This is a genomic window from Rhodococcus sp. AD45-ID, from assembly GCF_003023755.1.
GTDB lineage: Bacteria > Actinomycetota > Actinomycetes > Mycobacteriales > Mycobacteriaceae > Rhodococcus_F > Rhodococcus_F globerula.
Window position 1 is genome coordinate 790025 of record NZ_PYHL01000002.1, and the last position, 15777, is coordinate 805801.

The following is a 15777-nucleotide window of genomic DNA, read 5'->3' on the forward strand; positions in this document are numbered from 1 at the left end:
TAATTGTCGGAAAGCGTCGACTTGGCGGCGGTTGCGAAAATTGCCCTGAGTGAGTCTTCCACTTTGCCGCATATTTAGTTTAGGCTGCCCAAAATGAGGTTAGGCCACCCTTGCGTGGCACGTCCGCGGCGAAAGGATCAGTGTGAGCGTTTTTCCAGGTTCGAACTCCATCGAGGCAAGCGAGAATTTGCTTGCACTGACAGGAGCTCAGCTCGGAATCTGGAACGCGCAGAGACTTGATCCGGAATCGCGGAGTTATCTCGTCGGCGAGGTGCTCGAGATTGTCGGCGACGACGCGATCGATACCGCACTTCTGGCAGATGCCATCCGGGCGACGATCGGCGAGGCCGAGACCATGCGGCTGCACATGATCGAGACGCCTGACGGACCTCGACAGATCATTTCCGACGCTCCCGTCGGTGACATCCCGATAGTCGACCTGCGGGCGGAGCGTGACCCGGTTGCGGTTGCGCACGCCCTCGTCGACGCCGAACGAGGCCGGGCGTCGGAGTACTGCCGGGCGATGGTGGAACGCCCGCTGTACACGTACTCGCTGATCAGGCTCACCGATCGCGAAGTCTGGTGCATCCAGCTCTATCACCACCTGATCGTCGACGGATACAGCGCGGCAATGATCTCGCGCCGCGTGGCCGACCATTACACCGCGCTCGCGCGCGGAAGTGAGGTAGCACCAACACGATTCGGCTCGATCGAGCAGCTGATTGCCGAGGACGAGGAGTACCGCGGCGGTGAGCAGTTTGCCGAAGACCGCGACTACTGGCGTGACGCTCTTACCCCGTTGCCGCCGTTGGACGGTCGAGGCAAGCAGGTTGCCGGGCCCGCCGAGCGAACCGTTGCGGTCCGCAGTGTGATGTCGGCCGACACCCTGGCCAAGCTCAAGGCAGTGGCGGCCACAACGGGTACGACCTGGGCCGAAGGTCTTATTGCCTGCTACGGAGCATTCTTGCATCGCCTGCTGGGTGAGTCGGACGTTGTCATCGCGATGCCGCTGATGGCTCGGGTCGGTCGCACGGCGCTCCGGACTCCCGCGATGGCTGTCAATGTGCTGCCACTGCGTCTGACGGTCCGCAGCGGTGATCGACTCGGCGACCTCAGCAAGCAGGTCGCGGCGTCGATGAAGAGCATGCGTGCTCATCAGCGTTACCGCGGCGAGAACCTGGCCCGCGATCTCGCGGTGGCCGGCAGCGGTGCGTTGCTTCACGGAATCGGTATCAATCTCAAGGCATTCGACTTCGCATTGGACTTCGCAGGTGCTGTGGGCGTGCTGCGCAACGTTGCAGGCGGTCCGCCGGAAGACCTCGGCTTGACTGTTACACCCATTGCCGACGGTGAGGTGCTCCTCGGGTTCGAGGTGGACGCCCGCACCAACACTCGTGAATCCGTGGAACGACGCCTCGCGGGATTTGTCAGCATCATCGACGCGATGGTCGGGGAGGACGATCCGGCTGTCGGGCAGGTGGACGTACTCTCCGTCGCCGAGGCCGACCGGATTCTGGTCGACCGTGAGAGCGCGCCGAGCGCCGGCCGGATCGAGCAGGTTGCAGATGTGTTCGATCGTGTTGTCGCCCAACAGTTAGAGGCCATTGTCCTGGTGTGCGGCGACGATTCTCTGACCGGCGGCGAGCTGGGCGCTCGCGTCTACCGACTGGCGCGCGCGTTGCGAGCCCGGAGCGTCGGACCTGACGACATAGTCGGGATCGCATTACCGCGCACAGCCGACATGGTTGTTGCACTGCTCGCGACGCTCCAAGCCGGGGCCGCGTACGTGGCATTGGATCCGGAGCATCCGGTAGAGCGCCTGCGGGCTCTGGTAGACGACGCGAAGCCCAAGGTTGTGCTCACCACAGGTACACTGGCGGAGCAACTTTCGGGGGATTCCCGGCCGGATCCAGTAGTCGTGGAGTCCGAAACGCTGCGCGAGGAACTCACGGGTTACTCCGATCTACCTATCTCTGCGAGTGAACTGGCTGCTCCGCGTCACGCGGACCACCTCGCCTATGTCATCTACACATCCGGATCGACGGGGACACCCAAAGGCGTTCTGGTGCGAAGCGGCGGACTCGCGCATTTGCTACACCACCACAGTGCGACGATCTACCGTGACGCTGCGAACCGAGTGGGCGGGCGGCAACTGCACACCGCTCATACGGCCTCGTTTGCCTTCGACGCATCCCTCGACCAGCTGCTGTGGCTGCTGTGTGGACATCGAGTGCATGTGTACGACGAAGAGCTTCAGAAGGACGCCGACGCACTGGTTTCCGCGTTCGCGCGCGATCGGATCGATGTCGTCGACACCACCCCCTCGATGGCTACGGCACTGGTCGACAGTGGATTGTTGACGGGCGCACACCCACTGGCATTGTTGGTTGTCGGCGGTGAGGCCGCGCCGCCTGCGCTCTGGGATGCGATCATCGCTGCGAACGTGCCGGCCCAGAACCTGTACGGACCCACGGAAGCAACCGTCGACGCGATTGCTACTGCCGTCCACGGCGCCGAACCCCGAATTGGCTACCCGCTCGCGGGAACTCGCGCGTATCTCCTCGACAGCGCGTTGAAGCCGGTTGCCGACGGCGAGCGCGGAGAGCTCTATCTGGCCGGTCCTCAGTTGGCCAGGGGATACCTCGGGCGGGAAGCCGCGACGGCTGAACGATTTGTTGCCGACCCCTTCGGTGCTCCCGGCGACCGCATGTACCGGGCCGGCGACCTGGCCCGTTGGGTGCCGGGCCGCGGATACGAATTCATCGGCCGCGGTGACAAGCAGGTCAAGATCCGTGGTCATCGCATCGAACTCAATGAGGTCGAAGCGATTCTGGGTGCCGTGCCCGGCGTCGGCGCGGCCGCAGCCGTCATTCGCACCGACGGTGGACGCCCCAGTTTGGTGGGTTACGTCGTGGCTGTGGCCGGTGCCACTTTGCCGCCGCAGGACGAACTGCGCCGTGATCTTGCGACGCGAGTGCCGGATCACCTGGTGCCTTCGGTTGTTGTTGTCTTGACTGAACTTCCCGTGACTGTCAACGGAAAACTTGATCGCGCGGCGCTACCCGCTCCGGTTCTGGAATCAGAAGGTCGTGCCGCATCCACACCCCGCGAGCAGATCCTCTGTGCTGTGGTGGCGGAGGTTCTGGGACGGGACCGAGTTGGTGTCGACGAGGACTTCTTCGGTCTCGGTGGTGACAGCATCACTGCCATCAGCGTCAGTAGTCGGCTACGTGTGCGCGGAGTGCTCATTGCTCCGAAAGAGCTTTTGGCGCAGCGCGATTTGGGGACCATCGCAGCGGCGGCCCGCGAGGTCGCCGACGATGACAACCGCGCCGCTGCTGTAGTCGACGTAGCGACCGGCTCAGTGATCGCACCACCGATCGTGCGCGCATTGACCGACAAGAACCCCACCGACGAGTCCATTGCCGGTTACGCACAGTGGACCGCTGTGCGTATCGACGAGATGGTCGCGTTCGACGACATCCGATCAGGGGTCCAGACGATCCTCGATCGCCACGATGCACTGCGACTTCTACTGCGACGGGGAACTGGCGGCGCCGCCACCGAATTGATCGTTCGTGACTCGGGTGCCGTGCGCGCAGAGGGGCTCGTGAGTGAGATCGCGGGAAGTGCTGACACTGAACTGATCCAGCGCACCGCCGAAGAAGCTGCGGCGCAACTCGATCCGCGTGCAGGCAATCTCCTGCGCGTCGTGTTGCTGCGAACCCCAACCGGTCACCCGGATCAGTTGATCGTCATTGCGCACCACTTGATCGTCGACGGCGTTTCCTGGCGGATTCTGCTTCCCGATCTGCACGAGGCAACCGATGCTGCGCGCGAACGTCGATCCGCCACGCTGGGTGTCTCAGGTAGTTCGTGGCGTCGGCACGCGGGCGTGCTCGCGGAGTTCGGGGCTTCGGGCACACTGCGATCCGAACTCGACTACTGGAAGACCGCCGCCGGCATCACGGCAATCGGCAGTGGGAGCGCTGCTCCGATCGGCGCTCGTCGACTCGACCCAACGACGGACACCGTGAGTACCGCGGCCCGCACCACAACCGTAGCGTCGGCAGCAGTGACCGAAGCGGTTCTGGCCACGCTTCCTGCGGCGTACCGAGCGCGGGTAGACGAGGTATTGCTGGCAGCGTTGATGTTGGCGTTGCGTTCGTGGCAGAACAGTCGTGGGCACGAATTGGGTCACACGCAGACGGTGACCGTCGAAGGACACGGTCGTGATCCGCTGACCGAAGACACCGACTTCGCCGGAACGGTCGGCTGGTTCACCAGCGAGTTCCCGGTATCGGTGCCCACCGGCGCGATTTCGAGCCGCGACGCACTGACCGACGCACTGAGCGGTGGCGCGGCGGCCGGAGCTCTGCTGCGTAGCGTCAAGGAGGCGAAGCGCGCTGTGCCGGGCGGGGGCGTCGGCTACGGGGTACTTCGCTACCTCGATCCTGTTGCGGCGCCGGAATTCTCCGACGTCGTTGAGCCTGAACTTCTGCTCAACTATCTGGGACGCTTCCCGTCGTTGCCGGGAACCGGGTGGAGGCTACCCGAGCATGACGCGTTCTCCGTGATTGAACCGGCATCCAAGGCGATGTCGGAAGTGTTGGCGCTCAATGCGTTTGTTCGCGAAGATTGTGACCCCCAATTGGCTGTCGAGTGGACGGCAGCGGGCCGGGTGCTGGACGCCGCGATCGTCGATGAACTGCAAGGACATTGGGACCAAGCTCTAGCGGCGCTCACCGCGCATGCAGCGCTGTGTGCCGGCGGGTTGACCCCCTCCGACTGCTCGGCTCATTGGGTCGATCAGGACGGCATCAATGAACTGGAGTCGGTTCACGGCCCGCTCGCCGGTCTTCTTCCGTTGTCCCCGTTGCAGGAAGGGTTGCTGTTCCACGCCGTTCGAGATGGCGTTGCGGACGTCTACACTCTCACTGCTCGTTTTGATCTCACCGGACCGCTGGACGACGCACGACTGGCCGACGCATTCGAGACGGTCATCGACCGGCATCCGAACCTGCGCGCAGCGTTCCACTACGAACAGTTCGATCGACCGGTACAGGCGATTCCGCGTTCGGCCAAGGTCGCTTGGCGCTCGGTCGATCTGACGGCGGTACCGAAGGCGGCAGCACTGCGTTCGGCGCAGCGCCTGGAGGACGAGGCTGCCGAGCACATCTTCGACGTCGGAATGCCGCCGTTGTTGCGCGCCCTACTGATTCGTCTCCCCGGTGATGTCCATCGGCTGATCCTCAATGCGCATCACCTGCTCACCGACGGCTGGTCCACGCCCATCGTCCTGCGTGAATTGATGAACGTTTACCACGACGGTGACGCCGGTCTGCCGGCGCCGACTCCGTACGGTGACTACCTGGCGTGGATCGCCGACCGCGACGAGGATGCGCAACGGGCAGCGTGGAGCAAGCGTCTGCGTGGGCTGACCACTCCGACGCTCGTTGCTGACGGACAGTCGGAACGAGGCGTGCCGGTGCAGGTTCCGGTACCGCTGTCGGACACGGACGCCTCGGCGCTGATCGAACTCGGACGCGCCCGCGGTTTGACTGTCAACACACTGGTCCAAGGGGCCTGGGCTGCAGTCCTTGCCGAGCTGACCGGGCAGTGGGACGTTGTTTTCGGAGCGACAGTCTCCGGTCGTCCCGCCGATCTTTCCGGTGTGGAAGCTATGGTCGGATTGTTCAGCAACACGATTCCAGTGCGGTTCGACATCGCTGCCGACGTGCCTCTACTCGAACAGTTTGCCGGTTTGCAGAACGCACAATTCGATATGCAGGACGTCGAGCACGCCAGCCTCGCGGAGATCGAGCGAGTCGCGGGAATCGGGCAACTGTTCGACACACTTCTCGTTTTCGAGAATTTCCCGAATTCCGGAGCCGGCCAGCCCAGCTCGCACGAGCTGCGCGTCAGTAGCTTCACGAACCGTGGTGTCACGCACTACCCGATGACGCTGATGGCACCGCCGAGCCTGGGCCTCGATCTTGTGCTCTACCACGATCCTGTTGCCATTCCCGCAGACACCGCTGCGCGGGTGGTGACGCGATTGGGTGAGATTCTGGGCGGTGTTGTTCATTCGCCGTCGTTGCCCGCGGGGGACCTCCTCGACGTCGTGAAGCGCGTTTCGATGCGCAGACGTTCCCCGGCGCCGATCAAGTCGGATGTGGCAGCGCCTGGCGCAGTAGATCCTGTCGTCGTGGACGCACTGTGCCGTTGCGCTGCAACGGTGTTGGACCTTCCCGTAGTGAACCCGGCTGATAACTTCTTTGCCCTCGGCGGTCATTCGCTGACCGCTATGCGTTTGGTGGGAAGCCTGCGCAAGCTGGGCTTACGCGTATCGGTTTCGGATGTGTTCGATACGCCGACCCCGTTGGGGCTGGCCGGCGTCGCGCGGATTGACAACATGAAGTTCGTTGCGCTCGAGCTGGACTCGACCGTGGCAGCGCCCGTGGATGGTGTCGGGGATCAGAGCGAGGCGCCGCGCGGCGGCGCCGAGCCGGGAAATCCTGACGACGAAAAGTACTGGGTTCAGGTGCTCGGCGGTCTGCCGCTCGACGTGGATCTTCCCTACGATCGAACTCCGTCCCCGGCGTACCGTGCCCACACGTACATTCGGCAGCTGGGCGAAACCGTCGACCGGGATTCGATGCTGCTCGCTGCAGTTGCCGCCGCGCTGAGTACCTTCGGTGCCGGCCGCGACATAGCGGTCGGATTGGTCGACGCCGAAGCGGAGTCGATCATCCGGGTCGATCTGAGCGGCCGACCGACCTTTACCCAGGTCGTGGACCGGGTCGAGAACGCCATGTCCGGCGCCGGTTTGCATTCCGACGTGAGTCTCGATCGACTCGCGAACCTACTGGATCGTTCTCGGGCAAGTCTGTGTGCCGCTCGCGTGGGGCGTGCCGACGCAGTCGTCGATCTCGAGTTTGTGCGCGCTGGTTCCGAGATTCACCTGACCGTCAATGCCGAGGTGTACGACGGATCCACCGCGGACGCCCTCCTCGACACCGTGATCTCGGTACTCGAGCGCGGCGCCCGGCACGGGGACCTTCCCGTTCCCGAATTGCTGCCGACGGTGGCTCGTCCGCATAACGACCCACCGCGGCGAGTTGACGCTCCAGCGGGAATATCGATCCTGTTCGAGCGGAATGTCGTCGCAGCACCTGACGTCATCGCGCTGGTCTCCGGCGAGTCGACGCTCACCTACCTCCAATTATCGCGCCGGGTAGACGAATTGGCGCGCGAACTTGTTGCCGCCGGTGCCGGGCCGGAGCAGGTTGTTGCCGTTGCCCTCGACCGATCCGTGGATCTGGTCGCAGCACTGCTGGCTGTTCTGCGCGTCGGCGCGGTGTACCTGCCACTCGATGTCGATTATCCGGCCGAGCGGCTCGAATTCATGATCGAGGACGCGGCACCTGTTTGTGTTCTGACGAGTTCCGATGTGGCAGGGCAACTTCCCTCGACTGTGCCCGCGGTGGTGCTCGTGGACGCAGCACGGACGAGTTCCGATGTTGTTCTTGCAGAACCGCGACCGGCCGGTGAGCACCTTGCCTACGTCATCCACACCTCGGGTTCGACGGGTCGACCCAAGGGAGTGATGGTCAGCACTGCCAATCTCGCGGCGTTCGCCGAGACTGTGATCGGCGATCAGTGGATCAGGCCAGGCGATCGCATTGTTGCGGTGACGACGGTGTCGTTCGATATCGCCGCGCTGGAATTGTTGTGTCCGCTGGCTGCCGGTGCCACCGTTGTGCTCGCCGATCGGGGGACGGTCCGTGATCCGGATGCCCTGCTCGAGTTGATCACGCAAAGCCGTGCCACCGTCATGCAGGCAACTCCGTCGCTGTGGCGAGTTGTCACGGAACACGAGAATGCGCACCGCCTTCTCCAGGTTCGAGCGTTGGTGGGTGGAGAAGCACTTCCGCAAGACCTGGCCGATGATCTGGTGACATTCTGCCCCTCGGTGCGCAACGTGTACGGACCAACGGAAGCGACAGTGTGGGCGACATCGGCGGTACTCGATCGCGGTGATCGGGTCACGATCGGGTGGCCGTGGACCGACGTCCACGTTCGGGTACTCGACGACGATCTGCGGAACGTTCCGGAAGGTGTTGCAGGCGAGCTGTACCTGGGCGGTTCGCAGGTGGTACGCGGATACTTGAACCGACCCGATCTGACGGTCACCAGGTTTGTGGCGGATCCGAGTGTGCCGGGCGCCCGCCTGTACCGCACGGGTGATCTGGTTCGACGCAGGAACGGTTTGTTGCATTTCTTGCGACGTGCGGACGATCAGGTGAAGGTCCGCGGGTTCCGTATCGAACTCGGTGAGGTCGAGGGCGCGCTCTGCGCGGTGAGCGGTGTATCTCGTGCGGCGGCCACCGTCCGAGTAGATGCGGCAGGCATCGGTACTCTGCACGGATACGTGGTGGCTGAAGTCGGTACCGGCCTCGATTCGGCTTTGGTTCGCAAGGAAGTTGCGCTGCTGCTTCCCGAACACATGGTGCCGCAGACACTGACGGTGCTGGATGCGCTTCCGTTGACGCTCAACGGAAAAGTCGACCGCAAGGCACTTCCCGAAACGGCGCCGGATCGGTTGCGGCACCCCTTGGTGACCGTCGACTCCGATCGGCGGATACGTCTCGACATTCTCAGTCCGGGTTGGCGGGATGTGTTGCCTCTCGGCCCGTTGCAGGAAGGCATGTACTTCCAATCGGTACTCGACGGTGCCGGCGGCACTGACGTCTACCACATGCAGCCGAAATTCACGTTCTCGGCGGAGGCCGATGTGGACATTTCTGCGCTGCGTGCGGCGGGTGATGCACTTCTGCGCCGCTACCCGAACCTGCGTGCCGGCTTCACTCACGCCGGGTTCGACGCTCCGGTTCAGTTTGTTCCGCTGGCAGCCCGCATGCCTTTCCGGGAAGTTGACCTGAGCACTACTCCGGTCGGCGAGATCGAGGGTGCAGTACAGGCACTCGACGAAGAAGAGTTCGCCACCGTCTTCGATCTGAGCGCTCCACCGCTGATCCGAATGGTTCTGGCGTGGTTGCCGGGCGGCGGCGCGCATCTCGTATTCACCCAGCATCACTTGCTGACCGACGGTTGGTCGCAGACGCTGATGTACGCGGAACTGTTTGCGCTGTACGAATATGCTCGTTCGAACGGCACAGATCCCGTCCACCTCGACTCGGCGTTGGAAACCCCGGCGGATTTCCGTGATCACCTGCGCTGGATCGCCGAGGCAGATCGCCCGGAAGCTCTTTCGTCGTGGAAGAACTATCTGGCAGACCTCGAACAGCCGACGCTTGTCGGTGGCACCGGTTCCGGCGGTAGTGCGCCTCTTCCGGTGTTCACGCGAGTTGTGTTGGAACAGAGCATCAGTAGTGACGTACGGGACCTTGCGCGCAGGACCGGTGTGACCCTGTCTACGGTTGTCTCCGCGGCCTGGGGACTGGCTCTGCGAGCAGTGACCGGTCGTGACGACGTGGTCTTCGGTTCGACGGTGTCCGGACGTACGCCTGAGGTGGACGGCGCGGACCGCATGGTGGGTCTGGCGCTCAACACGATTCCGGTGCGCATGAATGTTCGCCCCGGGGAGCGGATCTCCGACCTCCTCGGACGGTTGTTCCGCGAGCAGGGTTCACTCCTCGAACATCACCATGTGGGTCTCGGCGACGTTCAGCGCGCGGCCGGATTTGCCGCACTGTTCGACACGCTCTACGTTTTCCGTAATACCCCTCGCGACGAACAGGCACGCCAGGACACGTTCGGGCGCAGTGGAATCGTCGGATTCGACGCGGTGGACGGCACCCACTACGCGCTGACACTCGATGTTGATCCCGGTGTGGGTGACGCGTCGATGGCGCTTGTTCTCGAGAACCGGCCGGATCTGGTTCCGGGCGATGTGGCGCACGACGTTCTGGCTCGTACCGAAGCCATCCTCGAACTGATGGCGCGTTCCGAGGCGGCGACAGTGGCCGACACGGCGGTTCCGCGCGCCCAGACGCCCACCGAGTTCGTGTCGCAGCACGTCACGATGCCCCTTCCCGGAGAGCCTGGCGGCAGCGTCGACGCGTTGCTGCGAGAACGAGCGTTGGCGACACCGGACGACACCGCACTCGTATTCGGCGATGTCACGTTGAGCGCTGCGCAGATGAATACGCGAGTTGATCGGTTGGCGCGAATACTTGCGTCGTCCGGCGCTGGGCCGTCCGGCGTTGTTGCGCTTGCACTTCCGCGGACAGCGGATCACGTGGTGGCGATCTTTGCCGTCATGCGAGCCGGAGCTGCCTACCTTCCGTTGGATCTGGCGCATCCCGCCGCCAGGCTGCGGGAGTTGATCGAAGACAGCAATGCGGCCGTGGTGATCACCACCGCCGATCAACACGATCTCGTCGCTGCCGAGGGTCGGACAAGCATTGTCATCGACCTGCCGAGCATCGTTGACATTCTTGACGGCCGCGCCGAGACACCCACTGTTGCCGATGCAGCGGTAGGCGGTCCGACATCGGCGGATCAGCCTGCCTACGTGATCTACACGTCGGGCAGCACGGGCAAACCAAAGGGCGTCGTGGTGGGCCACCGCGGCCTGACCACGATGTACCACAACCACAAGGCCGAAATCTTCACGCCGACCGAAAACAGCGCTGCCGGGCGACGATTGCGTATCGCGCACACGGTGTCCTTCTCCTTCGACATGTCGTGGGAAGAACTGTTCTGGCTCCTCGCCGGTCATGAGGTTCATGTGATCGACGAGCAGGCGCGGCTGGATCCGGTGTCGTTGGTCAAGCACTACCAGTCCGTCGGCATCGATGTGGTGAACGTGACGCCCTCGTATGCACGGGAATTGATGGCGGCCGGACTTCTCGACGGTGATCACACTCCGGCGCTGGTCATGCTCGGCGGCGAAGCGGTTCCCGCGGAATTGTGGTCGCGGTTGCGTGATCAGGACGGCGTCGACGGCTACGACCTGTACGGCCCCACCGAGTTCACGATCAATGCGATGGGCTCGCCAGTTCGGGCAAGTGACACTCCGTGCTTGGGGCGGCCGATCCTCAATGCGTCGGCGCGGGTGCTTGATTCAGGCCTGCGCGAAGTCCCGCTAGGGGCGGCGGGGGAGTTGTACATGTCCGGTGACGGAACAGCGATGGGCTACCTCGATCGGACCGCTCTGACGTCGTCGGTATTTGTCGCCGACCCTTTCAGCGTCGGCGGGCGCATGTACCGGACCGGTGACGTGGTGCGTCGACGGCGCGACGGCGAACTCGAATACCTCGGACGCGCAGACCATCAGGTGAAGATCCGAGGAATCCGGATCGAGCTGGGAGAAGTGGAATCTGCACTGGCAGCGTGCCCCGGAGTGCTTCGCGCCGCGGCGACCGTTCGGCGTGACAACGGTTCAGCGCCACGGCTGATCGGCTACGTGATTCCCGAAACGGGTTGTGCACCGGGAGACCTCAGGGCGGTCATGCGGGAACGTGTACCGGCGCACCTGGTTCCGTCGGATATCGTCACCGTCGCTTCGATTCCGCTGACACCCAACGGAAAGCTGGATCGAGCGGCCTTGCCCGCGCCGCCGACCCGGGCAGCGGCGCGCGCGCCTCGCACCGAGACCGAAAGGCAACTGTGCCAGGTCTTCGCGCATGTTCTCGGTGTCGACACCGTCGATCCGGAAGAGAGCTTCTTCGACCTCGGTGGAGACTCGTTGCGTGCCATGCGTTTAGTGGGCGAAGTAGAACACGAACTCGGCGTCGGAGTGGGCGTGGGAACGTTGATGGCTCGCCCGAGCGTTGCCGAACTTGCTGCTCATATCGCAAGCCCCCTTGACGTGGACCTCAGCCGTGATCACCTGGTGTCGCTACGGTCGGAAGGCGCCGCCGAACCGTTGTTCTGTGTTCACCCGGCGGGCGGATTCGCGTGGCCTTTCGCACCGCTGACCGGGGTGCTCGAGGCTGATCGTCCGGTGTTGGGCCTGCAGTTGCCGACGCTCGCGGGCGACACCCTCGAAGCTACGAACGTGGATCAACTGGCATCGATGTACGTCGAGACGATTCGCGGCGTGCAACCGGACGGTCCCTATCACCTTCTCGGATACTCGTTCGGTGGCAACGTCGTTCACGCGATGGCTGCGCAGTTGGCGGAGGCGGGACACGCGGTAGGGTTCACCGGTCTGATCGACACCCACCCGCTCGGAACCCGGTCCGCTGAGAACCGGGAAGACCGCAGCACCGAACAGGACTTGGCAGCGGCACTCCCGCCGGAACTCCTTGCGCAGGCACCCGCCCTGGTCGAGTTGGTGCGAACCGGATTTGATGCCACTCGTTCACTGGCGTCGGGATCGGTGGACCCGAATTACGCCGGGTCGGTTACTCTGATCACCGCTGACACGGGTGTGTCCGGGGAAGTGCTGGCCGATCGCTGGCGCACAATCCGGGGGGACCAGGAACTTTCAGTCCACCACCTACCGTTCGACCACGCCGGATTGGTGACCCCAGCCGGTTGGGCGGCAATTGCGCCACTGCTCGACAGTCATCTGTCGCAGCCCACAAACCACACAGTTGGAAACACAATGGGAGTTGAATGATGAAGTCCACACCGCCCCTCGCGATTCGAAGTTGGCGACGATTCGTCGCGATTGCGGGTCTGTTGATCGTTGCACTCGTTGCGATGATCGGTTGCAGCAGCGCGTCCTCGGACGAGCCTGCAAAGGCAGACGAACCTACGACGCGTGTGATCGAAACCGAGAAGGGTTCTGTCACCGTACCGGCGTCGGCAGAACGGATCGTGGTGCTCAGCGGTGGCCTCGCCGGTTACCTCTATGCACTCGACGCACCCGTAGTCGCAACCGACACACGCGTTTTGGGTGTGACGAACCTCGACGGCGGCTTCCCGCCGGCTTGGGCAGCGGATGCAAAGGCCCAGGGCACCAAGGAACTGCCCGCCGGTGAGCAGCTCAACATCGAAGCCGTCGCCGCAGCTGCGCCCGACCTGATCATCGGTGGCGGACAGGGTGTCACCTCGGTGCAGGCTGAGGAGCTCTACGACCAGCTCACAGCAATTGCGCCGACCGTCCTCGTGCCGCGCACCGTTGCCGCATGGGACAAGCAGCTCGAGATCGTCGCCGACGCAGCCGGACGCTCCGACCAGGTTCCGGCTCTGATGGATGCATACGACGCCAAGGTCAAAGAGGTAAAGGGCAAGATCACCGTTCCCGAGGGCAACGTCGTCTACATCCTCTCGCTCGCGAACAACAAGCCGTACCTCGTGCCGCCGACTGCCGCTCTGCCCGCAATGCTTGCAGAACTCGGATTCAAGGCCGACGACGTCATGACCAAGGCCGGAAACCCGCAGCTCTTCGGCTCGGGTGACTCGTTCGAGGTCAGCCCGGAAATGCTCTCGCAGGTTGCCGACGCCCCTGTCGCATTTGTCATTCCGGTATCCGGACGCCCGATGGCAGAACTTGCCACCGATCCGCTGTACTCGCAGCTTCCTTCCTTCAAAGCCGGAACGACGTTCGAGCTTCCCGCCACCAGCTACCGTCCTGACTACGACGGCGCAATGGCGACCCTCGACCTGATCGGTCAGACCTTCGCATGACCCGACTCGGTGGGCTGGTCATCGATGTATCACCATTGCGGACCAGCCGTCCCTTCCGGTACGCGTTCTCCGCGCGAATGATCTCGCTGCTCGGGATCGGACTACTTGTCGTAGCCGTTCCCGCGCAGACGTACCAGCTCACCAAGTCGACCTTGCAGGTTGCCGGAGTGTCCACGGCGATGGCCGTCGCCATGTTCGTCGGCAGCCTGTTCGGTGGGGTGCTCGCGGATCGATACGATCGGCGACGCACTATCCAACTTGCCCGCAGCGCTGCGGGTCTCGGATTTGTGATCCTCGGGTGCAACGCTCTGCTTCCGCATCCGTCCATGTGGGTCATCTATGTCGCAGCGGCGATCGACGGCTTGGCCGGCGGCGTCAGTAGCTCGGCCCTGATGGCTTTGATGCCGACGCTGCTGCCCCGCGAGAAGATGGCGGCAGCCGGCGCACTGGTGGCGTTGACCACCGATGTCGGGACGATGATCTCACCGGCGATTGCTGGAGTGATCATCGCCTCCGGCGGTATTCCTGTGACGTACTTCGTGGCCGCCGCGGCCACGGCGGGCACGGTTACTCTCTTCCAAGCTGTCGGACCGGCGCCGGCGCCCGGCACCAACCACGAAAGCCCCGTCCGCGCTCTCGTGACCGGAGTGAAGTTCGCGGGTACCCATACCGTGATCCGCGGAATCCTGATCAGCGGATTACTGGTCATGTTTGTCAGTGGTCCGATGGTCCTGCTTCCGGCCTTTGTCGACGACGTACTCGGCGGTGGCCCAACGATGCTGGGTCTGCTGTACGCGGCACCGGCAGTGGGCGCGGTGATCGGTTCGCTGACCAGCGGATGGACTGGGCGCGTTCACCGCAACGGCGCGGCTATGTTGATATCGGTCGCGCTCATGCCGCTCGGTTTGGTGATTCTCGGGGCTTCGGGGGCTGTATTCCTCGCCTTCCTCGGCCTTGCCGGATTCGGACTCGGACGAGCCCTCAACGACATCTTGCGATTCGCCGTCCTGCAACAGAACACGCCGGACGAATTGCGTGGACGAGTGTCGAGTCTGTGGATGGTGCAGGCCGTCACAGGTACGGCGATCGGGTCCATGGCAGCGGGATTCCTCGGCCAGTGGCTCGAACCGGGAACTGCACTGCTGGCCCTGGGTATTGCAGGCCTGACGTTGGGACTGATACTCCTCGCAACACTGGGTTCGGTGCGGCGGGTAACTTCAGAGGTAATCGTGCTCGATCGCCCAGACTCTCACCCAGAAAATGCGGTGCCCGTGGCCACTGCTGCGCGGGAAAAGGAAGGTAGTTCATGAATCGAGGAGACCATCTCGCGACCATTGCCGACGTGCTGGCGGGAACCAGCGGCGCAAAAGTGCCGTACCCCATCGGCATTCGTGAACTCGAAGTTGTTCGTAGCACCATGGTCGGATCAGGGTTGTTGCGGTTGACGTTGGGTGGACCCGAACTCGAAGGGTTCGAGTCGCACGCTCCGGATGAACATGTGCGGCTGGTCTACCCGAATGAGGACGGAACACTTCGCCTGCCCGAGCGTGATGGGACAATGCTGAAATGGCCGAGACCACTTCCGATCTCGCGTGAATACACCGTCCGTCGGTACGACCCGGATCTGGCGGAATTGGACATCGACTTCGCCCTGCACGAAGGTGGCTTCGCCTCCGATTGGGCCCAGGCCGTGACGCCGGGTACCCGGATCCATGTGGCAGGTCCGCCCGGTGGCGTCATCGTGCCGTGGACGTACGACAGGTACCTCCTCGCCGGCGACATCACGGCGCTGCCCGCGATCGCCCGGTGGCTCGAGATGCTGCCGGAAGCTGCATCCGGGTGGGCGTTCATCGAAATTACCGATGCTTCACAGGAAATCGAGTTGACGGTCCCGGAGGGTGTCGAGGTCCGGTGGCTGCACCGCGGTGACGTTCCGGCCGGACATTCCGATCTGCTCGAGCAGGCAGTGCGAACTGTCACCGTTGCTGAAGATGAGCGTATCTACGCCTGGATCTCCGGGGAAGCCACGAGCCTCAAGCCGCTTCGCAGGTTCGTTCGCGACAACTTGAAGTTGGACAAAGGCGACTACCTGATAACGGGTTACTGGAAGCGTGGCGTCGCAGATTTCGACGAGGACGACGAAGACTGAACCAGAAAGGCGTCCCCGCG

General features: G+C 63.5%; 4 protein-coding genes. All 4 read left to right on the plus strand.

Annotated elements, in window-relative coordinates; all coding sequences use genetic code 11:
- Positions 1-142: 142 nt before the first annotated feature.
- From C7T36_RS19885 to C7T36_RS19900, 4 genes are read left to right on the plus strand one after another with little or no spacing between them, the layout of a single operon-like run.
- Positions 143-12595, plus strand: coding sequence for a non-ribosomal peptide synthetase (locus C7T36_RS19885; RefSeq protein WP_045067326.1), 12453 nt, complete (start codon positions 143-145; stop codon positions 12593-12595).
- Complete coding sequence (locus C7T36_RS19890) at positions 12595-13608, plus strand: Fe2+-enterobactin ABC transporter substrate-binding protein (RefSeq protein ID WP_033235010.1); 1014 nt, start codon at positions 12595-12597, stop codon at positions 13606-13608. The genes C7T36_RS19885 and C7T36_RS19890 overlap by 1 nt, the downstream gene beginning before the upstream one ends.
- Positions 13605-14918: an enterobactin transporter EntS gene (gene entS, locus C7T36_RS19895; protein ID WP_045067327.1), complete on the plus strand. Its 1314-nt coding sequence runs from the start codon at positions 13605-13607 to the stop codon at positions 14916-14918. The genes C7T36_RS19890 and entS overlap by 4 nt, the downstream gene beginning before the upstream one ends.
- Positions 14915-15757 carry a siderophore-interacting protein gene (locus C7T36_RS19900; protein ID WP_033234871.1) on the plus strand — a complete coding sequence of 281 codons (843 nt, stop codon included), beginning with the start codon at positions 14915-14917 and terminating at the stop codon, positions 15755-15757. Before entS ends, C7T36_RS19900 begins: the two co-directional genes overlap by 4 nt.
- Positions 15758-15777: the final 20 nt, after the last annotated feature.

Coding starts and splice junctions, on each gene's coding strand:
- C7T36_RS19900 (WP_033234871.1), top strand. CDS start 14,915: ATGAATCGAGGAGACCATCTCGCGACCATTGCCGACGTGCTGGCGGGA.
- C7T36_RS19890 (WP_033235010.1), top strand. CDS start 12,595: ATGAAGTCCACACCGCCCCTCGCGATTCGAAGTTGGCGACGATTCGTC.
- entS (WP_045067327.1), top strand. CDS start 13,605: ATGACCCGACTCGGTGGGCTGGTCATCGATGTATCACCATTGCGGACC.